Source organism: Pseudooceanicola sediminis, from assembly GCF_003575965.1.
Classification (GTDB): Bacteria; Pseudomonadota; Alphaproteobacteria; order Rhodobacterales; family Rhodobacteraceae; genus Pseudooceanicola; species Pseudooceanicola sediminis.
The window spans coordinates 24,453-43,875 of the sequence record NZ_QWJJ01000002.1; the positions used below are offsets into that span (position 1 = coordinate 24,453).

The 19,423-nt window shown below is 64.3% G+C and carries 21 protein-coding genes; 8 read left to right on the forward strand and 13 right to left on the reverse strand.

The window, feature by feature from the left end; all coding sequences use genetic code 11:
- Positions 1-47: 47 nt before the first annotated feature.
- The 7 genes from lepB to folK form a co-directional block, all read right to left on the reverse strand.
- A complete protein-coding gene (lepB, locus tag DL237_RS02055) occupies positions 48-887 on the reverse strand; it encodes a signal peptidase I (protein WP_119397373.1) in 840 nt (279 codons plus the stop codon).
- A 162-nt stretch (positions 888-1,049) separates the two neighbouring features.
- Positions 1,050-1,481, reverse strand: a complete 432-nt coding sequence (acpS, locus tag DL237_RS02060) for a holo-ACP synthase (protein ID WP_119397374.1) — start codon at positions 1,479-1,481, stop codon at positions 1,050-1,052.
- On the reverse strand, positions 1,481-2,230 hold the full coding sequence (locus tag DL237_RS02065) for a pyridoxine 5'-phosphate synthase (RefSeq protein ID WP_119397375.1): 750 nt from the start codon (positions 2,228-2,230) through the stop codon (positions 1,481-1,483). Before DL237_RS02065 ends, acpS begins: the two co-directional genes overlap by 1 nt.
- 159 nt (positions 2,231-2,389) lie before the next feature.
- Complete coding sequence (locus DL237_RS02070) at positions 2,390-3,118, reverse strand: DUF2062 domain-containing protein (RefSeq protein ID WP_119397376.1); 729 nt, start codon at positions 3,116-3,118, stop codon at positions 2,390-2,392.
- Positions 3,108-5,318, reverse strand: a complete 2,211-nt coding sequence (locus tag DL237_RS02075) for a RelA/SpoT family protein (RefSeq protein WP_233544834.1) — start codon at positions 5,316-5,318, stop codon at positions 3,108-3,110. The genes DL237_RS02070 and DL237_RS02075 overlap by 11 nt, the downstream gene beginning before the upstream one ends.
- Positions 5,319-5,428: 110 nt before the next feature.
- Positions 5,429-5,785 carry a DNA-directed RNA polymerase subunit omega gene (gene rpoZ / locus DL237_RS02080; RefSeq protein WP_119397378.1) on the reverse strand — a complete coding sequence of 119 codons (357 nt, stop codon included), beginning with the start codon at positions 5,783-5,785 and terminating at the stop codon, positions 5,429-5,431.
- A gap of 65 nt (positions 5,786-5,850) precedes the next feature.
- Positions 5,851-6,519, reverse strand: a complete 669-nt coding sequence (gene folK, locus DL237_RS02085) for a 2-amino-4-hydroxy-6-hydroxymethyldihydropteridine diphosphokinase (RefSeq protein WP_119397379.1) — start codon at positions 6,517-6,519, stop codon at positions 5,851-5,853.
- A 53-nt stretch (positions 6,520-6,572) separates the two neighbouring features.
- Between folK and DL237_RS02090 the strand changes: the two genes are divergently transcribed.
- The 6 genes from DL237_RS02090 to cydB all read left to right on the forward strand — a co-directional run bounded on the left by DL237_RS02090 (position 6,573) and on the right by cydB (position 13,034).
- The gene (locus DL237_RS02090) at positions 6,573-7,145 is read left to right on the forward strand and encodes a LabA-like NYN domain-containing protein (RefSeq protein ID WP_119397380.1); all 573 of its coding nucleotides are present in this window, start codon (positions 6,573-6,575) and stop codon (positions 7,143-7,145) included.
- A 218-nt stretch (positions 7,146-7,363) separates the two neighbouring features.
- On the forward strand, positions 7,364-8,314 hold the full coding sequence (ispH, locus tag DL237_RS02095) for a 4-hydroxy-3-methylbut-2-enyl diphosphate reductase (protein WP_119397381.1): 951 nt from the start codon (positions 7,364-7,366) through the stop codon (positions 8,312-8,314).
- A gap of 223 nt (positions 8,315-8,537) precedes the next feature.
- Positions 8,538-9,779 (forward strand): aminopeptidase, encoded by a 1,242-nt coding sequence (locus DL237_RS02100; RefSeq protein ID WP_119397382.1) that lies wholly within the window; start codon positions 8,538-8,540, stop codon positions 9,777-9,779.
- A gap of 90 nt (positions 9,780-9,869) precedes the next feature.
- Complete coding sequence (gene rnhA / locus DL237_RS02105) at positions 9,870-10,319, forward strand: ribonuclease HI (protein ID WP_119397383.1); 450 nt, start codon at positions 9,870-9,872, stop codon at positions 10,317-10,319.
- A gap of 271 nt (positions 10,320-10,590) precedes the next feature.
- Positions 10,591-12,015, forward strand: a complete 1,425-nt coding sequence (locus DL237_RS02110; protein ID WP_119397384.1) for a cytochrome ubiquinol oxidase subunit I — start codon at positions 10,591-10,593, stop codon at positions 12,013-12,015.
- 5 nt (positions 12,016-12,020) lie between these two features.
- Positions 12,021-13,034: a cytochrome d ubiquinol oxidase subunit II gene (cydB, locus tag DL237_RS02115; RefSeq protein WP_119397662.1), complete on the forward strand. Its 1,014-nt coding sequence runs from the start codon at positions 12,021-12,023 to the stop codon at positions 13,032-13,034.
- Between the two features lie 154 nt (positions 13,035-13,188).
- Here the strand turns inward: cydB and fmt are convergent, their stop codons facing one another.
- From fmt to def (DL237_RS02140), 4 genes are all read right to left on the reverse strand, one after another.
- Positions 13,189-14,112 (reverse strand): methionyl-tRNA formyltransferase, encoded by a 924-nt coding sequence (gene fmt, locus DL237_RS02125; RefSeq protein ID WP_119397386.1) that lies wholly within the window; start codon positions 14,110-14,112, stop codon positions 13,189-13,191.
- Positions 14,113-14,175: 63 nt separating this feature from the next.
- Positions 14,176-14,670, reverse strand: a complete 495-nt coding sequence (def, locus tag DL237_RS02130) for a peptide deformylase (RefSeq protein ID WP_119397387.1) — start codon at positions 14,668-14,670, stop codon at positions 14,176-14,178.
- Positions 14,667-15,164, reverse strand: a complete 498-nt coding sequence (def, locus tag DL237_RS02135) for a peptide deformylase (protein WP_119397388.1) — start codon at positions 15,162-15,164, stop codon at positions 14,667-14,669. The genes def (DL237_RS02130) and def (DL237_RS02135) overlap by 4 nt, the downstream gene beginning before the upstream one ends.
- Positions 15,165-15,204: 40 nt before the next feature.
- Complete coding sequence (gene def / locus DL237_RS02140; RefSeq protein WP_199671945.1) at positions 15,205-15,723, reverse strand: peptide deformylase; 519 nt, start codon at positions 15,721-15,723, stop codon at positions 15,205-15,207.
- A 165-nt stretch (positions 15,724-15,888) separates the two neighbouring features.
- Between def (DL237_RS02140) and DL237_RS02145 the strand changes: the two genes are divergently transcribed.
- Positions 15,889-17,061 carry a MalY/PatB family protein gene (locus tag DL237_RS02145; protein ID WP_119397389.1) on the forward strand — a complete coding sequence of 391 codons (1,173 nt, stop codon included), beginning with the start codon at positions 15,889-15,891 and terminating at the stop codon, positions 17,059-17,061.
- Between the two features lie 168 nt (positions 17,062-17,229).
- The gene (locus tag DL237_RS02150; protein ID WP_119397390.1) at positions 17,230-17,871 is read left to right on the forward strand and encodes a VOC family protein; all 642 of its coding nucleotides are present in this window, start codon (positions 17,230-17,232) and stop codon (positions 17,869-17,871) included.
- A gap of 136 nt (positions 17,872-18,007) precedes the next feature.
- On the opposite strand, the gene DL237_RS02155 is transcribed toward DL237_RS02150, so the two are convergent.
- Both DL237_RS02155 and DL237_RS02160 read right to left on the reverse strand, forming a co-directional pair.
- Complete coding sequence (locus DL237_RS02155) at positions 18,008-18,484, reverse strand: Hsp20 family protein (protein ID WP_119397664.1); 477 nt, start codon at positions 18,482-18,484, stop codon at positions 18,008-18,010.
- A gap of 147 nt (positions 18,485-18,631) precedes the next feature.
- Entirely contained in the window at positions 18,632-19,423 is a 792-nt protein-coding gene (locus DL237_RS02160; protein ID WP_119397391.1) for a trypsin-like serine peptidase, read from the reverse strand.

Sequence of the window (19,423 nt, forward strand, 5' to 3'; positions counted from 1 at the left end):
CTGGCGCCCGGCGCAAGGCCGGGACCGCCGCGCAAACTGCCGCACGATCAGTCGACCTTGCGGAAAAACCGGTCCTTGCGCCAATCCCAGAAGAACAGCAGCGACCGGCCAGCAGACGAGAATATGATCCGATCCGCCCGCCCGATCAGGTTTTCGGCGGGAACAAAGCCCACGCCACGCGCCGATTGCGCAAACCGCGAATCGGTAGAGTTGTCGCGGTTGTCCCCCATGAAGAAGTAATGCCCCTCGGGCACACGATAGACCCCCGTGTCGTCCGCCTGGCTCTGATAGCGAATGTCCAGGATATCATGCGTCACGCCATTGGGCAGCGTTTCGATGATGCGGGTCTTCTTGCACTCGCCGCCCATGCCGACCGGGGCATTCGAACACAGCGGGGCGCGCCCTTGCGGACCCTGCGGTTCGTAGGTTTCGACAAAGGTGCCACCGTCTTCCTGCTTCACCGGTTCACCGTTGATGTACAGCAGCGAATCCCGCACCTGGATCTCGTCGCCCGGCAGGCCGATCAGGCGCTTGATGTAATCCTCGCCGGTGACGGGATGGCGAAACACGACCACGTCGCCACGCTCGGGCGCGCTGCCCATCAAGCGGCTGTTGCCATCCCCATCCAGAAAACCGCAGATGTCCTTTGCGTCCAGATCGAGGCCGGCCACCTTGATCGACGGGCACGACGCATAGGAATATCCATAGGCCATCTTGTTGACGAACAGGAAATCCCCGATCAGCAGCGTGTCCTTCATTGACCCCGATGGAATCCAGAATGGCTGAAAGAAGAGAGTGCGAAAAAGCCCTGCGATCAGCAGCGCCCAAAAGATCGTCTTGACGGTTTCCCAGATGAAATTACCGCTTTCCTTGGGCTTGTCGGCCATGATCTGCCGGTCCTCCGCTAGCTGTTTCGCGCATCGGGCCCAGCGGCCCCTAAAGCCCGCGTTACATGCGGGGCAGACGGGGTCAAGTCAAGCAGCACGCAGTTCACTCCGCCGCGACCGGCTTTGCCGCATCCTGCGCCGATGTGATGACCCCGGAAAATCCTAGTCCGGCACGGACAACTCCGCCTGCGGGCCATTGATCGGGCGTGCCTCGATCACGACAAAGGCCTGCGCCCAGGGGTGATCGTCGGTCAGCGTCACGTGAACGATTGCCTCGTGACCTGGAGGGGTCATCTGTGCCAGACGCTCTGCCGCCCAGCCCGTGACCTCCATCACGGGTTGGCCGGTGCGCAGGTTGCTGACGGCCATGTCGCGCCAGGAAATGCCCATGCGCAAACCGGTACCAAGCGCCTTTGAACAGGCCTCCTTGGCGGCCCAGCGTTTGGCATAGGTGCCCGCGACATCCTTGCGCCGCGCCGCCTTGGCCTGCTCGACCTCGGTGAACACGCGATTGCGGAAACGATCCCCGAACCGCTCCAGCGTTGCCGCGATACGCTCTATATTTGCCAGGTCTGTGCCGATGCCCAGAATCATCAGGCGCGCGCCGCATCCATCAGGCGGCGCATTTCGGCAATCGCAGGGCCCAGCCCCAGGAAAATCGCCTCTCCGACCAGGAAATGCCCGATATTCAGCTCTCGCACCTCGGGAAAGGCGGCAATCGGCTGCACGGTATCATAGGTCAGCCCGTGCCCCGCGTGCACCTCAAGGCCCAACGACGCGGCAAAGGTGGACATCTCGCGCAGCCGTTCCAGCTCCGCGTCGCGTTCCTCGAACCGTCCCTCGGCGTGGGCATCGCAATAGGCACCGGTATGCAGCTCGATCACCTCGGCCCCGATGCGGTGCGCGGCTTCGATCTGGCGCCGGTCGGCGGCGATGAAGATGGACACCCGGCACCCCGCCTCGCGCAGCGGTGCGATGAAATGCGCCAGCCGGTTTTCCTCGCGCGCAACCTCCAGGCCGCCTTCGGTCGTGCGCTCTTCGCGCTTTTCCGGCACCAGGCAAACGGCGTGGGGGCGATGGCGCAGCGCAATCGCCTGCATTTCATCCGTTGCCGCCATCTCGAAATTCAGCGGCACGGTCAGGCTGGCGGCCAGTCCCTCAATGTCGGCATCCGAAATATGGCGACGATCTTCGCGCAGGTGGGCAGTTATTCCATCGGCCCCGGCCTCTTCGGCCAGTCTCGCCGCGCGCAGCGGGTCGGGATAGATCCCGCCACGGGCATTTCGCACGGTGGCAACGTGATCGATGTTCACGCCAAGGCGCAGTCTTGCAAGCTCGCTCATACAGGCACTCCTGTCAGGGTCGGGCCACGCCGGGCCAAACCATTCCCGTCAGGGCCAGCCGCCCCGAAACGCCCAATAGATGCCGGAACACCGCGCCAAGGACCAGAGCCAATCCCCCGGATCGCCTGCAACGACACCGGCTTTTACCGCGCCGCCTCGCTAGGAGCCGTTGCCGTTTTCGCGCGCCTGCTTGCCCTTGACGCCCTTGCCACCCGCAGGCCCAGCCTTTGCGCCCGGTCCCTTGCCCGCAACTCCCTTGGTCGATTTGGCGCGGATCGCGGCCAACTTGGCCTTCAGCGCGCCGCGCCGCCGCGCCTGGTAGGCACGGATCAGCGGCACCGAAACGTAATATCCCACTAGCCCGGCGACCAGACCGGGAAGGATCCCCCCGATCATGTAGGGGAAAAAGATCTGATGATAGAACACGCTGAGACCGTGCCAATTGGCGTCTGTGTCCGTGAACAGCGCCAGCAGGTTGTTCTTCAGATCATCCGCCGCATCAACGAACTTGCCCCCGAACGAACGATGCTCCTCGCCGCCACCGCGCATGTGCATCCCCAGCATCCAGTACCCTGTCTGGATCGAGATCGCGCCAATCGGCACATAGGTCAGCGGATTGCCCATGAACGTGCCCAGCAAGGCCGCAATCACGTTTCCCCGTACCACCAGCGCGATCAGCGCGGAAACGACAAAGTGCATCCCGAAAAAGGGGGTGAAGACGGTAAAGATGCCGGCGAAAATGCCCCGGGCGATCTTTTCCGGCGTATCGGGCAGACGGCGCAGCCGGTGCTTGGTGTAATGAAATGCCCGCGCCCAGCCGCCTTTGGGCCAGAAGAAGTCAGCGATGATCTTCCAGTATGGCCGTCTGTCTCGACGCTTAAAGACCAACGGGCTCTCCCTGCGGGGTCAGAGGCGGCGCCACGGGCGCTTCCTCGGGGTTGCGGTGGCGCGAAACCGAAGCCACATCCCCCTCGGCCTCGATGGCCGAAATAACCGTGTGCAAATGCTCGGCGTCGCGCAATTCGATATCTACCAGCAACCGGAAAAAATCCGGTTTACGGTCCTTGAACTCAAGGTTGGAGATATTGACCTTCTGCTCGCCGATCAATGTGCAAATCCGGCCAAGCACGCCCGGATCGTTTGCCAGCGTCAATTCCAGCGTAACCGCGTAAATTGCGGCATGTCGTCCGGCCTGCCAGTGCAGATCGACCCAGCGATCCAGCTGATCCTCGTAGGCCGACAGCGATTCGCAGTCGATGGCATGCACCGCCAGCGGACGTCCCCGCCAGGTAATTCCGACGATCCGCTCGCCCGGCAGCGGCTGGCAGCAGCGCGCCCGCTTGAAGCTCTGCCCCTGTTCCAGCCCGACCAGCGCCCGGTCGCGCTTGACCGCGTCCAGGTCATCCTTCGGCGACAGCTCCGGATACAGCACCGCAACCACCCGCGCGACGCGCAGTTCTGCCCGGCCAAGCTGCGCCAATAACTCATCCCGGCCTTCCAGCCGCAACTTGCTGGCGGCGGTTTCCAGCACCTTGTCGGTGGCCTTCTTGCCGATATGTTCGAACCCCGACCGCGCCAGCTCCCGGCCAAGCTTGACGTAACGCTCGCGGTCGACTTCACGCAGGGCCCGCCGGATGGCGGCCTTGGCACGCCCCGTCGTGGCGATCTCCAGCCAGGTCGCTTGCGGCTCCTGCCCCTCGGCGGTGATGATTTCGACCGACTGACCGTTCTTCACCCGCGTCCACAGCGGCACCCGCATCCCGTCGATCTTCGCCCCGACGCAGGCCGACCCGATCCGTGTGTGAATGGCATAGGCAAAATCGATCGGCGTCGCGCCGCGCGGCAGCTTGACCACCTCGCCCTTCGGCGTGAAGCAAAAGACCTTGTCCGAATACATCTCAAGCTTGACGGCCTCGAGGAAATCCTCGTGATCTTCCTCGGCGCCCATCTGCTCGGTCAGGGCGCTGATCCACTTGGTCGGGTCGACGGCAAAGGGGTTTTCCGCCTTCACGCCGTCCTTGTAGGACCAGTGCGCAGCAACGCCCGCCTCCGCAACCTCATGCATTTGCCGCGTGCGGATCTGCACCTCGACGCGTTTGCCATCCCGCCCCGACACCGTGGTGTGGATCGAGCGATAGCCATTCGACTTCGGCTGGCTGACGTAATCCTTGAACCGCCCCGGAATAGATTTCCAGCGCCGGTGAATGACGCCAAGCGCGCGATAGCAATCATCCTCGGTCTCGGTGATGATGCGGAAACCATAGATGTCGGACAGGCGGGAAAAGCTCTGGTTCTTCTCCTGCATCTTGCGCCAGATCGAATAGGGTTTCTTGGCCCGCCCCATCACCTCGGCCGGCACGGTGTTGCCCGCCAGCTCGCGCCGCATGTCGCCGGTGATACGTTCGATCACGTCCCCGGTTTCGTTCTGCAGGCTGACGAAACGGCGGATGATGCTGTTGCGCCCCTCGGGGTTCAGCACGCGAAACGCCAGATCTTCCAGCTCTTCGCGCATCCACTGCATCCCCATGCGGCCGGCCAGCGGCGCAAAGATATCCATGGTTTCACGGGCCTTCTGAACCTGCTTTTCCGGCTTCATCGCCTTGATCGTGCGCATGTTGTGCAGACGGTCGGCCAGCTTGACCAGAATCACCCGCATGTCCTTGGACATCGCCATGAACAGCTTGCGAAAGTTCTCGGCCTGCTTGGTCTCGGTGCTGGACAGTTGCAGATTGGTCAGCTTGGTAACGCCATCGACCAGGTCCGCCACCTCTTCGCTGAAACGCTCGGCGATCTGCATATAGCTCGCCTTGGTGTCCTCGATGGTGTCGTGCAGCAGCGCGGTGATGATCGTCGCATCGTCCAGCTTCTGCTCGGCCAGAATGCTGGCCACGGCAATGGGGTGGCAGAAATACGGCTCACCCGAACGGCGCATCTGTCCGTCGTGCATCTCGCGGCCAAATTCATAGGCGGCGCGGATACGCTTTTCGTTTGTCTTGGGGTTATAGGCGCGGACGAGCGCGATAAGATCGTCTGCCGGGATAAGATCCACGTTGGTGCCTTTTTCCCCTTCGGACTTGCTGTCCCGCACCGTTCGGCCCTTGCTATATTGGCCTGCAGCGACCTGGCCGTTGATCTGCATGTTGGGTCAGCACCGTGCGGGCACACCTCTCGGGCGTCCCGCAACGGCCATCTTCAGGCTCAGCCCTGACGTTGCGCCTCGACCAGCGCACGCAGCAGCTTTTCTTCGCTCATGTCGTCTTCCACCGGCTTGTCGGCAGGCTCGGCACCCATGAGCAGGGCCATGCTGTCTTCTTCCGGCTCGTCGACTTCGATCTGCGACTGGTTCGATTCGATCAGCCGTTCGCGCAGTTCGTCCGCCGACTGGGTCTCCTCGGCGATTTCACGCAGGCTCACGACGGGGTTCTTGTCGTTGTCGCGATCCACGGTAATCGCGCCGCCTGCGCTGATCTCGCGGGCCCGGTGGGCTGCCAGCATGACCAGTTCGAAGCGGTTCGGAACCTTGTCGACACAATCTTCTACGGTTACGCGCGCCATCGGAGCACTCCTCGGGACTTGGATGCGGATTGATGTAGAGAGAGTGGTTTTATGCCTGCCGCCCTTTATTGACAAGCAGATTCTGGCAAAGGAACAACAGAATCCCGTTCAGACTGTGGTAAATTTTCGCACATTTGCGTGACAGTCAGGCCCAGGACCGGGTGCATCCACTGCGGACAGATGTCGCACAGCGGCACCAGCACGAAGGCCCTGTCCTGCACCCTCGGGTGCGGCAGGATCAACCTATCCGGGCTTTGCGTCTGCTGCTGCTCCGCCGAAAGTGTCCGCCAATGCCCCTGCGTCACCTCATCGGGCAAAACCAGGTCGCCCGCCGCGATCAGATCCAGGTCCAGCGGCCGCGCGGCCCAGCGTGTTGTGCGTAGACGGCCGAACGCCTGCTCGACATCGTGCAGTCGGGCCAGCACCTCCTCCGGCGCCGCGTCACTGCACAGTTCGAGGGCGGCATTCACGAAATCGGGCCCCGCCCCCGCCGGAAAGGCCGGTGTCCGGAAAAACCGGCTGACACGACAGGACCACCCCGTATCCCGGCGCAACATTTCTACCGCAGATTGCAGGACCTCGACGGGTGACAAGCCGCCAGAAGGCAGATTTCCGCCTATCGCGACCAAATATGATCTTATCACCGCTGGCTCCCGTTTATCATTTGCACTTCCAAGTTCACTTGATGCACTCTCAAATAACTTTATTTTAAAGAGTCCGCTCCGCCGGTTCATTCACTCCTCACTCACTCATCGACCCGGACGGACAATTAGAAGGGTATTTTTTTATGTTCTATAAAGACGAACGGCTTGCGCTGTTCATCGACGGATCGAATCTGTACGCAGCGGCAAAATCGCTCGGATTCGACATTGATTACAAGTTGCTCCGGCAGGAGTTCATGCGCCGGGGAAAATTGTTGCGCGCCTTTTACTATACCGCCCTCCTGGAAAATGACGAATATTCCCCGATCCGCCCGTTGGTGGACTGGCTGCACTACAACGGCTTCACCATGGTGACGAAGCCCGCCAAGGAGTTTACCGACAGCCAGGGCCGCCGCAAGGTCAAGGGCAACATGGATATCGAACTGGCAGTCGATGCAATGGAACTTGCGCCGCGTGTCGATCATATCGTCCTGTTCAGCGGCGATGGCGACTTCCGCCCGCTCGTGGAAAGCCTCCAGCGCCAGGGCGTACGGGTCTCGGTCGTATCCACGATCCGCAGCCAACCCCCCATGATCGCGGACGAGTTGCGCCGTCAGGCTGATAATTTCATCGAGCTGGAGGAACTCAAGGACGTCATCGGGCGCCCCCCGCGCGACACGAACGACGAAACGCGCCCGCGCACGGCAGCCACCCTCTGATCCGGTCCGCTACCCTGATACCCGCGCAATAGGGGCACGCCCCCGAGTCGATGCTCGCGACCCGACGCCCCCCCCTCCGCATCACCTGCCTCACCCGCCGCGGCGCATCCGGCGGGCGGGTGGGCCAAGGGAAGAAGCCGGGGATTGCGCGACAGGCCCCTTTGAAGGTTCAGCCACGACCCGCTACACTGGCGGAGCATTCATTCGAAGAGACCCCGATGACAAAGCCCCCTCTCACGCTCTACCTCGCCGCACCGCGCGGTTTCTGCGCCGGCGTCGACCGTGCCATCAAGATCGTCGAGATGGCGCTCCAGAAATGGGGGGCACCGGTCTATGTCCGGCACGAAATCGTTCACAACAAGTTCGTCGTCGACAGCCTGCGCGACCTCGGCGCGGTCTTCGTCGAGGAACTGGACGAATGCCCTCCCGACCGTCCCGTGATCTTTTCCGCCCATGGCGTGCCAAAGGCGGTTCCGGCCGAGGCCGCGCGCCGCGAGATGATCTATGTCGACGCCACCTGCCCGCTGGTCTCCAAGGTCCACATCGAGGCCGAACGTCACGCCGAGGCCGGCCTGCAGATCATCATGATCGGCCACGCCGGCCACCCCGAAACAATCGGCACCATGGGCCAGCTGCCGGATGGCGAAGTCCTGCTGGTTGAAACCGAAGCAGATGTCGCCACACTTCGCGTGCGCGATCCCGCCAAACTGGCCTTCGTGACCCAGACCACGCTCTCGGTCGACGATACCGCAGGCATCGTCACCGCCCTGCACGCCCGCTTTCCTGCCATCACCGGTCCGCACAAGGAAGATATCTGCTACGCAACGACCAACCGGCAAGATGCGGTCAAGGCCATGGCAGGCCGCATCGATGCCATGCTTGTCGTCGGCGCCCCCAACTCCTCCAATTCCCGCCGTCTGGTCGAAGTCGCCGCCCGTCAGGGCTGCCCCTATGCCCAGCTCGTGCAACGCGCCACCGATATCGACTGGCGCGCGCTCATCGGCATCCGCGCCATCGGCATCACTGCCGGCGCCTCTGCCCCGGAGATCCTCGTCGACGAGGTGATCGCCGCCCTGCACGCCCGCTTCGAGGTGACCGAGGAACTGGTGGAAACCGCCAAGGAAAACGTCGAATTCAAGGTGCCGCGCGTCCTGCGCCTGCCGGCGTAAGAAACACCAGGCCGCGCGCCTGCCAAGCCGCGCATGCCTCCGGCGGGGGTATTTTTGGCCAGATGACAAAGAGCCGGTCCACATCGTTTCCCTGTTGGAAATATCCCGGGGGAGCCGAAGGCGGGGGCAGAGCCCCCAACGCCACGTGGACCCAGGCGCAGTATATGCTAAGTCAGGCCAGAACGCCCCGGCACCGGGGCGCCGCAACCCGACGGAGGCACAGATGTCCAAAACCCCGATAGATCCCGCAACGCTCGACCGGCTGGCCGAGGTTGCCGTCAAGGTCGGTCTCGATCTGCAACCGGGTCAGGATCTGATCCTGACCGCCCCCACCACCGCCCTGCCGCTGGTGCGCCGTATCGCCGCCGCTGCCTATCGCGCCGGTGCGGGCGTCGTGACCCCGATCCTGTCGGACGCCGAGGTCACCCTCGCCCGGTACCGGCATGGGCACGACGAGACCTTCGACACAGCGCCGAGCTGGCTCTACAACGGCATGGCCGAGGCCTATGGCAAGAACGCCGCGCGCATGGCCATCGTCGGGGACGACCCGATGCTGTTGGCGGAAATGGACGCGGCAAAGGTGGCGCGGGCTGGAAAGGCGAACTCCATCGCCTACAAGCCGGCCCTGTCGAAGATCTCCAACTTCGACATCAATTGGACCATCGTCGCTTATCCCGGCACCGAGTGGGCGCAGCGCATGTTCCCCGATCTGTCCGCAGACGACGCGACGGCGAAACTGGCCGACGCGATCTTTGCAGCCTCCCGCGTCACCGGCACCGACGCCGTGGCCGAGTGGCAGCAGCACAATGCCGCCCTGCGCGCCCGCACCCGCTGGCTGAACGATCAGCGATTCGACGCCCTGCGTTATACCGGCCCCGGCACGGATCTGACGATCGGCCTGGCGGATGACCACGAATGGCATGGCGGCGCGTCCGAGGCCAGGAACGGCGTCACGTGCAACCCGAACATGCCGACCGAAGAGGTTTTCACCACGCCGCACGCCCACCGGGTCAACGGCACCGTCCGCGCCACCAAGCCGCTTGCGCATCAGGGCAACCTGATCGAGAACATCGAGATGACCTTCAAGGATGGCCGCGCCGTCTCGGCCACCGCCTCGGGCGGCGAGGAGAACCTGATCAAGCTGATCGATACGGACGAGGGCGCGCGCCGCCTGGGTGAGGTTGCCCTGGTCCCCCATTCCTCGCCGATCTCGGCCTCGGGCCTGCTGTTCTACAACACGCTGTTTGACGAGAATGCGTCCTGCCACATCGCGCTCGGCCAATGCTATTCCAAGTGCTTCCTCGACGGGGCGACCTTAAGCGAAGCAGAGATCGCGGAAAAGGGCGGCAATTCCAGCATGATCCACGTTGACTGGATGATCGGCAGCGATGAGATCGACATCGACGGCATCAAGCCGGACGGCACCCTCGTACCCGTGTTCCGCAAGGGCGAATGGGCGCAATAAAAGCCATCGGCGGCGGGGCATCTTTCCCCGCCGCACTTGACCTTGCCCCCGGCGCATGGTGTCACCGCGCACAGCCACAGGACCAGACCCATGCCAGACCTCTATGCCTTCACCGACGGAGCCTGCTCCGGCAACCCCGGCCCCGGCGGCTGGGGCACCCTGCTGCAAGCGCGCGACGGCACGAAAGTCGTGAAGGAGCGGGAGCTGAAGGGCGGCGAAGCCAATACCACCAACAACCGCATGGAACTGCTGGCCGCGATCAATGCCCTCGAAGCGCTGGAACGGCCAACCAAGCTCACCATCTTCACCGACAGCCAATACGTGAAAAACGGCGTCACCACCTGGATCCACGGCTGGAAGCGGAACGGCTGGAAAACCGCCGCCAAGAAACCGGTCAAGAACGCCGATCTCTGGCAACAGCTTGATGCGGCGCAAAAGCGGCACACGGTGACCTGGGAATGGGTCAAGGGCCACGCCGGCCACCCCGAAAACGAACGTGCGGACGAGTTGGCGCGTGCCGGAATGGCCCCCTTCAAGTAGCGCTTACCGCGCCACAAAGCCCCCTCGCCCATCTGGCAATCGCCCCGGAATGGCCCAACGACGCACCACCTGCGCCACCAGCCCCCCCCGCTGTTTACGCAGCGGCTAAAACGTTGTCGCACTGTGATCTTTTTCTGCTAGGCTGAGGCGGCACGCTTGGGGCGCGCCCGACCGGGGCCGCCCTGCCAAAAGGTCGCGCGGCATAATCGTCGCATGGGCCTGAGGGCGAAAACCGGTCAAACAGGGCCCCGACTTGTTCAGTGAGGCGCAAATGCAGGATTTCCTTGGTCTCGATGCCGTGACACTCGCCCGAATTCAATTCGGCTTCACCGTGTCCTTCCACTTCATCTTTCCGTCCTTCACCATCGGGCTGGCCAGCTACCTGGCCGTGCTCAACGCGCTCTGGCTGAAAACCCGCGACGAAACCTACCTCCGGCTGTTCCGCTACTGGGTCAAGATCTTTGCCATCGTCTTTGCCATGGGCGTCGTGTCGGGCATCGTCATGTCCTACCAGTTCGGCACCAACTGGTCGGTGTTTTCCGACAAGGCCGGCCCGGTGATCGGCCCGCTGATGGCCTACGAAGTGCTGACGGCGTTTTTTCTTGAGGCAGGCTTTCTCGGGATCATGCTGTTCGGCCGGTCCAAGGTGGGCGAGGGGCTGCACATGTTTGCCACCGCCATGGTCGCGGTCGGGACCGCCATTTCGGCCACGTGGATCCTGTCGGTGAATTCGTGGATGCAGACGCCGCAGGGTTTCACAATCGGCGAGAATGGCCAGTACCTGCCCGCCGACTGGATGCAGATCATCTTCAACCCGTCCTTTCCCTACCGGCTGGCCCATGCGCTGACGGCGTCCTACCTGACCACGGCGCTGGTGGTGGGCGGGGTCGGTGCATGGCACCTGCTGCGCGGGCGCAGCCGCAACACCGGCGTGCGGGTCATGTTTTCCATGGCGATGTGGATGGCCGCCGTGGTCGCGCCGCTCCAGATCTTCATCGGGGATCAGCACGGCCTGAACACGCTGGAACACCAGCCGATGAAGGTCGCCGCGATGGAGGGGCATTTCGAAAGCCACCCGGATGGCGCACCGCTGATCCTGTTCGGCCTGCCCGATCAGGACGCCCAGACGGTGCGCTACAAGATCGAGGTGCCAAAGCTGTCCTCGCTGATCCTGACCCATTCGTGGGATGGTGCGCTCAGCGGCCTCGATGCGGTGCCCCGCGATCAGCAACCCCCGGTCGCCATCGTCTTCTGGTCCTTCCGGATCATGGTCGGCCTCGGTTTCCTGATGATGGGCGTCGGCCTCTGGTCGCTCTGGGCGCGTTGGCGCGGAACGCTGTATGATGCGCGCTGGCTGCACCGCCTTGCCGTGGTGATGGGGCCCTCGGGCTTCGTCGCCGTCATCGCCGGCTGGATCACGACCGAGGTCGGACGCCAGCCCTGGGTGATCTATGGCCACCTTGCCACCGCCGACTCGCACTCGCCCCTGGACGCGGCGGCGGTCGGCACCTCGCTGATTGCCTTTGTCGTCGTCTACTTCCTGCTGTTCGGCTCGGGCGTGGCCTATATCCTGCGCCTCATGTCGAAACCGCCCGAGCCACGCGAGGCCAGGCTCAAGGATGGCGCCGGACCGATGCACGCCGCGGGCCTTGGCGCGGTGCATGGCGAGAGTTCAGAGAGGGGGACGGCACAATGATCGACATGCTGACAGACCTGACCGTGATCTGGGCGCTGCTGCTTGCCCTGTCGGTCTTCATCTACGTCGTGCTGGATGGCTTTGACCTCGGCATCGGCATCCTCTACCCGCTGTTCCCGAAAAAGAAGGACCGCGACCTGCTGATGAACGCCGTCGCGCCGGTCTGGGACGGAAATGAGACATGGCTGGTGCTGGGTGGTGGTGGTCTGATGGCGGCCTTTCCGCTCGCCTATGCGGTACTGCTGCCCGCGCTCTACCCGCCGATCATCATCATGCTGCTGGCGCTGGTGTTTCGCGGCGTCGCCTTCGAATTCCGCTGGCGCGCCAGCTCGGCGTTCACCCGGCGCGCATGGGATGCGTCCTTTTTCTGGGGGTCGCTGCTGGCGGCGCTGATGCAGGGCATCACCCTCGGCGCGCTGTTGCAGGGCATCAGGGTCGAAGGGCGCGCCTATGCGGGTGGCTGGTGGGACTGGCTGACGCCCTTCACGCTGCTGACAGGCGTGGCCGTTGCCTGTGGCTATGCCCTGCTCGGCACCTGCTACCTGAACTGGAAGATCGAAGGCGACATCCAGACCCGCGTGCGTCACCTCGCCCGCCGCCTCGGCGTCGCCACCATGGCCTTCATCGTCGCGGTCAGCCTGGCCACGCCCTTTCTCGCGGGCGAATATTACCTGCGCTGGTTCACATGGCCGTCGATGCTGGTGGCGGCACCCGTGCCGATCCTGCTGGGCCTGATCGCGCTCGGCTTTGCCCGGTCGCTGTTTGCACAGGGGCGCGACTGGCTGCCCTTCCTGCTGGCGCTGGCAATGTTCGCACTGTGTTTTCTGGGGCTGGGGCTGTCGATCTGGCCGAACGTCATCCCGCCTTCGATCACCATCTGGGATGCCGCCTCGCCGCACTCCAGCCAGGTCTTCATGCTCTGGGGCGCCGGGATCATGCTGCCGATCATCCTCGGCTATACCGCCTATGCCTATTACGTCTTTCGCGGCAAGCTCGACCCGGAGGAGGGGTATCACTGATGCGCCGGATGCTCTGGTTCGTCGCCATGTACGCGATCGGCCTGGGGGCGATCACCGTGGTGGCGCTGCTGATCCGCGCCGCCCTGCCCTACTGATCGCCCACGCGGCCAGTCCCCGTAGGGCGGGGTTCACCCCGCCTCCAGGGCGGCCGTGCCTAGCCCAGCACATCGCCCGTGCGGATCGGAACGCCCCGCAAGAACACCTCGGCGTCCTGCGGCCCCTTGCCTGCCCGCTGCAATTTCAGCAGTTGCACGGCGCCGCTGCCACAGGCCACGCGCAGCGCATCGTCCAGCACCTCGCCAGGGACACCGCCGCCAGGGACGCCCGCCCCGCTGACCACGCGTGACGCCAGCAGCTTGATCCGCTGCCCGTCGAACTCCACCCAGGCACCCGGAAACGGCGACAGCCCCCTTATCAGACGGTCGACCTCTTCGGCGGAGTGCGCGAAATCCACCCGCGCCTCGGACTTGTCGATCTTTTTCGCATAGGTCACGCCCTCGTCGGGCTGCACCTCGGGCTGCAAGGTCTCCAGTCCTGCCAGAGCCTCGACAATCAGCGCGGCGCCCATCTCCGACAACCTGTCGTGCAGTTCCGCCGTCGTTTCCTGCGCGCCAATCGCCGTCGCACGCCGCAACAGCACCGGCCCTGTGTCCAGCCCCGCCTCCATCTGCATGATGCAGATGCCGGTCTCGGCGTCACCGGCCATGATCGCACGATGGATCGGCGCGGCCCCGCGCCAGCGCGGCAACAGGCTGGCGTGAATGTTCAGGCAGCCGTGCGCCGGGGCATCCAGCACCGCCTGCGGCAGGATCAGCCCATAGGCCACCACCACGGCGATATCGGCATTCAGCGCAGCGAACTCGGCCTGCGCCGCCGCGTCCTTCAGCGACACCGGATGGCGCACCTCCAGCCCCAGTTCGATCGCGCGCGCATGGACCGGGGTCGGGCGGTCCTTCTTGCCGCGACCGGCGGGGCGCGGCGGCTGGCAATAGACGCAGGCAATGTCGTGACCCGCCGCAACCAGCGCCTCAAGCACCGGCACGGAAAACTCCGGCGTTCCCATGAAGATCACACGCATATCGCTTCTCCCTGCCTCGGCCATCGCCCCAAGGGCGGGGGTACACCCCGCCGCCCGTGTCCGTCACCCGGCCTTCCTGGCCCGCCGCAACAGCATGTCGCGCTTTACCTTGCTCAGGTGGTCGAAATACATCTTGCCCGCCAGATGGTCGATCTGGTGCTGCACGGAGGTCGCCCAGAGACCGACAAAGTCTTTCTCCTCGACCTCGCCCGCCGCGTTCAAAAAGCGTACCGTCACCGCGCGGGGGCGTTCGATCCTGGCCGACACTCCGGGCAGGTTTGGGCTGGCCTCCTCATGCGGGCGCAGTTGCACGCTGGCATGCAGCACCTCCGGGTTGGCCATGCGCACGGGTTTGCCGCGCTCCTCGCTGGCGTCCACGACCGCCAGGCGCAGCATCACCCCGATCTGGGGCGCGGCCAGACCGACGCCCGGCATTTCCTCCATCGTGTCGATCATGTCGCGCCAGATCGCGCGGATCTCGTCCGTGACCTCTTCGACGGCGATGGCGGGGCTGCGCAGGCGCTTGTCGGGCCAGGGGATGCAACGGCGGGCGGTCATTCCAGAACCTCGTAGGCTTTCATCAGCGCCTCCAGCGCGTCGGGGGCCAGGTAGTTCAGATAGACCCGCCCCTCCAGATGATCGAATTCGTGTTGCGCACAGACCGCTTCAAAACCGCTCAGGCGCTCTTCGTGCAAGGCCCAGTCCGGATCATGCCAGCGCAGAACCACCTCTGCCGGGCGCGGCACCTCGGCGGTGACACCGGGAATCGACAGGCAGCCCTCGGTGTGCACCGCCATCGCATCGGACCGCCAGACGATCTCGGGGTTCAGACAGGCGCGCGGGCTGCGCGTGCCCTCCTTCCAGGTGCAATCCATCACGAATACACGGGCCAGCACGCCGACCTGGCTGGCCGCAAGACCGCGCCCCGGCGCCGCATACATCGTGTCGAACATGTCCGCGACGAAGGCCGCGACATCCGCGCCCCGCTCGATCGGGTCGCAGACCGCCTTCAGGCTGGGATCCGGCCAGCGCAGGATATCCAGAACCGCCATGGCTCAGCGCCCCCGGCAGCGGATATGCGCGGGGCGACCCTCAGTCACGGGCCATTTCACGCTTCAGCTTCTGCATCTTGCGGGTGATCATCTGGCGCTTCATCGGCGTCAGGTAATCGATGAACAGCTTGCCATCCAGGTGGTCGATCTCGTGCTGCACACAGATCGCCCAAAGGCCGCCAAAGGTTTCCTGCTGCGCGCGCCCGTCGCGGTCCATCCAGCGGGCCGTCACCTCGGCAGGGCGTGTCACCGGCGCATATTGCTCGGGGATCGACAGGCAGCCTTCCTCGTAGGATTGGGTCTCGTCGCTGGCGGCGATGATCTCGGGGTTGAACATGACCAGCGGGCGCGGTGCCTCGCCGTCTTCCTTGACGCAATCCAGCACGATCAGCCTTTGCAGGATGCCGATCTGCGGGGCCGCCAGGCCGATACCCGGCGCGTCGTACATGGTTTCCAGCATGTCATCGGACAGCAGCCGCAGCTCGTCCGAAAGATCGGGCAAGGGGGCGGCGACCTTTTTCAGGCGCGGATCGGGGTGGATCAGGATCTGGCGTTTCATGCGCCCCATGTAGGACAAGCTTTGCCCTTGCGCAATATTGGCCGACGCCGTGCCGATCACCGCCTTGCGTGCAGCCACGCGCAGATCCGGGCCGGCCCTGCGCACCGCGGCCCCTTGCGCCGGGCCGGCAAATCAATAGCGTTCCCGTCAATGACAGGAGACAACATGGATTTCGACGAGATCATCGAACGGCGCGGCACCCATTCCGCCAAATGGGACGGCATGGAAAGCTATTGCGGCGTCTCACCCGAGAACGGCCTGCCGATGTGGGTGGCCGACATGGACTTTCGCCCCCCCACCTGCGTGCAGAGCGCGTTGCAGGCCTACCTCGATCACGGGATCTATGGCTATTTCGGCGACGACAGCGCCTATCGCGCCGCGATCTGCTGGTGGATGGACAACCGCCATGGCTGGACACTGGACCCCAGGGCGATCTTTTCGACCCACGGCCTGGTCAATGGCACCGGCCTCTGCCTGCAGGCATTTACAAAACCGGGGGACGGCGTGGTGCTGTTCACCCCGGTGTATCACGCCTTCGCCCGGGTCATCAAAGCCGCGGAGCGTGACGTGGTCGAATGCGAACTGGCCCTGAACGACGGCCGCTACGAGTTGGACTTCGACGCCTACGATGCGCAGATGACCGGATCGGAAACGATGCTGATCCTGTGTTCGCCGCACAATCCCGGTGGCCGCGTCTGGAGCCGAGCCGAATTGCAGGGCGTCGCCGATTTCGCGCGCCGTCACGATCTGATCATCGTGTCGGACGAGATCCACTGCGACCTCGTGCTGCCGGGCCAGAAACATCTGCCGATGGCGATGGTGGACGACACCATCGCGGATCGGCTGGTGATGATGACGGCGACCACCAAGACCTTCAACCTGGCCGGCGGGCATGTCGGCAACGTGATCATCCACGACCCCGCGCTGCGCAAGCGGTTCGAGGCGGTGATGATGGCCAATGGCATTTCCCCCAACGCCTTTGCGGTGCACATGGCGACCGCGGCCTATTCCCCCGAAGGCGCGGCCTGGGTCGATGCGCTCTGTGATTACCTGGACGGCAATTGCCGTCTGTTCGATGCCGGGATCAATGCGATCCCCGGGGTCCGGTCCATGCGGCTGGAGGGAACCTACCTGGCCTGGGTGGATTTTTCCGGCACCGGTATGGCCCCGGACGAGGTGCGGCGGCGCATCCTCGACGACGCCAGGATCGCCGTGAACTTTGGCGAGGTCTTCGGCGCGGGCGGTGACGGCTTTCAGCGTTTCAACCTCGGGACCCAGAGAGCGCGGGTGGAAGAGGCGGTCAAGCGGATGACGGAGGCGTTTTCCGATCTGCAATAGCAAGGACGGTGACCCTGGCCGGGGCGGGGGGCCAGCCCCCCGAGCCCCCCGGGATATTTCCGACAGGGAAACATGGGGGTGCAGGGCAATTTAGCACCGTTCAGACACCGCCCGGATACCGCTCAAATACCGACGTCGAAAATGTTTGTTTCCAAAGGGTTGCGGGATATGTCTGGACGGGCTGAATTTGACCACCTCGTGATCGGTGCACGCACCCTGCAAGAGGGGGTGGCCTTTGCCGAGGCGACCTTGGGGGTGGTGATGCCCGAGGGGGGCGCGCATCCCCTGATGGGTACGCACAACCACCTGCTGCGCCTGGGTGCGGCATCGTTCCTGGAGGTCATTGCGCCCGATCCCGCCGCCCGCGCACCGGGGCGGCCCCGCTGGTTCGGGCTGGATCATCCGCCCGAGGTGCCGCGTCTGCTGCACTGGGTCCTGCGGATGCCCGGCCTGGCAGCGAGGCGCGATCTGCTGCCTGCCGAGGTCGGGGAGGTGATCGAACAGACCCGGGGGGCGTTGAGATGGCAGATCACGGTGCCGCGCGACGGCAGCCTGCCGTTCGGTGGCGCCTTTCCCAGCGTCATCGATTGGGGTGCACGGGACGACCTGCCCCCCTGCGCGATGCCGGGGGCGGGATTTTCCATGACACGGTTGGAGGTTGCGCATCCCGATGCAGGGCGCATCGGCGATCTGCTGGCGCCGCTTCTGGATGACGGGAGAATTTGTTTCGCAGCGAAACGCACGCCCGGCCTGACAGCCTGGCTGGAGGGGCCGCGGGGTACGGTGGTTCTGGGCGGTGGTCCTCGTTGAGCGACGGCGCCGGGTCAGGGCAGTGTCGGGTCAGGGCGGTGTCGGGTCAGGGCGGTGTCGACTCAGGGTGGTGTCGGGCATGAAAAAAGCGCGGCCCCCCAGGGACCGCGCTCTGTCACCGCTGAGCCGAGGTAAGTCAGGCGTCTGCGGTTTCGTCTGTCGTTTCGATCGCCTTGGCCGTCACGGTATTGCCGCGCGCGATGTCGATCCGGCGGGGCTTGAGGGCCTCGGGCACTTCCCGGACCAGATCGATATGCAGCATGCCATCGGCATGGGTGGCGCCGGAGACACGCACGTGATCGGCAAGGGCAAAGCGGCGTTCGAACGCGCGGGTCGCAATGCCACGATGCAGATAGGTGCGCGGGCTCTCATCGCTCGGTTTGCTGGCAGAGACGACGAGCGCGCGGTCCTTGACCTCGACATTCAGATCGCTGTCGGCAAAGCCGGCGACCGCGATCGAGATACGATAGGAATCTTCGGCAGTCTTTTCGATATTGTAAGGAGGATAGGTCGAGGTGCCGACATCGCTGGTCAGCGCACGATCCATCATGTCGGCAAGCTGATCAAAGCCGACGGTGGCACGATAGAGGGGGGCTAGGTCGAAATTACGCATGGGTTTGTCATCCTTCATCAAGCGATAACGGTTTACGTGATGGCCCTCCGCGACGGGACGGGCCGGTCTGTGCAGGACCCGTCTTCTGGCGTCCTGCTGAAAACTATCTGGGAAGAGATCCTTGCGCTTTCAAGAGATCGCGGCGCCTCAGCGGCTGAAAATTGCCGAACCTGTCTGCGCGGCGGGCTGGGTGTTTGCCTGCTGTTCCAGCAGCAACTGGTCTGCCTGCGGCAGGGCCGCCATGCCGAACCCCTTGCCCGCGGCAAGCGCGGCGCGAAGCTGGATAAGGGGCTGGCCCAGCTGGGTGCCGAGCGCGACATGCCGCCCCCCCATATCGGCCTTGGCCGAGACGATGGAGACGATGCGGGGCTGGCCTGCGACAACGCTGAAGATGGGCGCGCCGGACGCGCCGAAATCGACGGTGCATGAGGTGACGAGCACGCCTTCCTGCTGGGTGATCACGGCGCAACCCTGTTGCAGTGGCGGGGCTTCGGCGCGGTCGAAGGCATAGGCGACGATGCTGATGCGTGCGCCACGGGCGGGCCGCAGATCGGTGTCAAAGGGCACGGCGGCATCGGCCCCGATCGGGTCGGACAGTTCCAGCAGCGCGACATCATTGCGCAACCGGTTGGGCGAATGGCCGGCGTCATAAACGTAATCCGGATCGACCACCGCCCGCCGGACCTGACGGGTGGCGCGGGCGCGTCCGTTGATCAGGCCCGCGCGAAAGGCAATCGCGGTTGGTTCTATCCTTTGGCCGCTGACCGCATCGAACATGCAGTGCGCGGCCGTCAGCACGAGGTTGTCCGCGATCAGCGCACCGGTGCAGAACCCCTTTCCCGCGATATCCAGACGCCCGACACCCTGCCAAGCCGAGGCATCCTGCGCCAGTGCGGGCGGGGCAAGGGCAAGCAGCAGAAAGACATAGCGTAACAGCAT

Excerpts from the sequence above, each read along its gene's own strand:
- lepB (WP_119397373.1), bottom strand. The coding sequence starts at position 887 with ATGGCCGACAAGCCCAAGGAAAGCGGTAATTTCATCTGGGAAACCGTC.
- acpS (WP_119397374.1), bottom strand. The coding sequence starts at position 1,481 with ATGATTCTGGGCATCGGCACAGACCTGGCAAATATAGAGCGTATCGCG.
- DL237_RS02065 (WP_119397375.1), bottom strand. The coding sequence starts at position 2,230 with ATGAGCGAGCTTGCAAGACTGCGCCTTGGCGTGAACATCGATCACGTT.
- rpoZ (WP_119397378.1), bottom strand. The coding sequence starts at position 5,785 with ATGGCGCGCGTAACCGTAGAAGATTGTGTCGACAAGGTTCCGAACCGC.
- folK (WP_119397379.1), bottom strand. The coding sequence starts at position 6,519 with ATGAACCGGCGGAGCGGACTCTTTAAAATAAAGTTATTTGAGAGTGCA.
- DL237_RS02090 (WP_119397380.1), top strand. The coding sequence starts at position 6,573 with ATGTTCTATAAAGACGAACGGCTTGCGCTGTTCATCGACGGATCGAAT.
- ispH (WP_119397381.1), top strand. The coding sequence starts at position 7,364 with ATGACAAAGCCCCCTCTCACGCTCTACCTCGCCGCACCGCGCGGTTTC.
- DL237_RS02100 (WP_119397382.1), top strand. The coding sequence starts at position 8,538 with ATGTCCAAAACCCCGATAGATCCCGCAACGCTCGACCGGCTGGCCGAG.
- rnhA (WP_119397383.1), top strand. The coding sequence starts at position 9,870 with ATGCCAGACCTCTATGCCTTCACCGACGGAGCCTGCTCCGGCAACCCC.
- DL237_RS02110 (WP_119397384.1), top strand. The coding sequence starts at position 10,591 with ATGCAGGATTTCCTTGGTCTCGATGCCGTGACACTCGCCCGAATTCAA.
- cydB (WP_119397662.1), top strand. The coding sequence starts at position 12,021 with ATGCTGACAGACCTGACCGTGATCTGGGCGCTGCTGCTTGCCCTGTCG.
- fmt (WP_119397386.1), bottom strand. The coding sequence starts at position 14,112 with ATGCGTGTGATCTTCATGGGAACGCCGGAGTTTTCCGTGCCGGTGCTT.
- def (WP_119397387.1), bottom strand. The coding sequence starts at position 14,670 with ATGACCGCCCGCCGTTGCATCCCCTGGCCCGACAAGCGCCTGCGCAGC.
- def (WP_119397388.1), bottom strand. The coding sequence starts at position 15,164 with ATGGCGGTTCTGGATATCCTGCGCTGGCCGGATCCCAGCCTGAAGGCG.
- def (WP_199671945.1), bottom strand. The coding sequence starts at position 15,723 with ATGAAACGCCAGATCCTGATCCACCCCGATCCGCGCCTGAAAAAGGTC.
- DL237_RS02145 (WP_119397389.1), top strand. The coding sequence starts at position 15,889 with ATGGATTTCGACGAGATCATCGAACGGCGCGGCACCCATTCCGCCAAA.
- DL237_RS02150 (WP_119397390.1), top strand. The coding sequence starts at position 17,230 with ATGTCTGGACGGGCTGAATTTGACCACCTCGTGATCGGTGCACGCACC.
- DL237_RS02155 (WP_119397664.1), bottom strand. The coding sequence starts at position 18,484 with ATGCGTAATTTCGACCTAGCCCCCCTCTATCGTGCCACCGTCGGCTTT.
- DL237_RS02160 (WP_119397391.1), bottom strand. The coding sequence starts at position 19,423 with ATGCTGTTACGCTATGTCTTTCTGCTGCTTGCCCTTGCCCCGCCCGCA.